At 52.2% G+C, this 249-nt stretch carries 1 protein-coding gene; it reads right to left on the bottom strand.

The annotated features are described in order from the left end of the window. Positions 1 to 148 precede the first annotated feature (148 nt). A partial coding sequence (locus FCK22_RS18640) for a YdcH family protein (protein ID WP_136720777.1) occupies positions 149 to 249 on the bottom strand: 101 nt, incomplete at its 5' end.

The raw sequence follows: 249 nt of genomic DNA, 5'->3' as shown, positions 1-249 counted from the left end.
AGAAATTTATTGGGCCAGTCTTTTCCCAAGACTGGCCTTTTTTAATGCGACAAATGAAAGCCGAATGCGGCACTTACTGGCCATCCAGTCTGCCGCCCCGCCAAAGCGGAACGACAGCGATCAAAAACGCCGCATTGCGCGGTAAGGGTCAGCTCGACAGGCGGCTAATCTCCTCTTTCAAACGCAGTTTTTCCTTTTTCATGGAAGCCACTTTCAAATCGTCCATACCGGGGGCGCGTTGCGCGGTTT

Origin of the sequence: Sulfitobacter sp. 15WGC (assembly GCF_005068605.1) — a bacterium.
Lineage (GTDB): Bacteria > Pseudomonadota > Alphaproteobacteria > Rhodobacterales > Rhodobacteraceae > Sulfitobacter > Sulfitobacter faviae.
The sequence above is the reverse complement of the archived record's forward strand: the minus strand, read 5'-3'. Positions and strand labels throughout refer to the sequence as shown.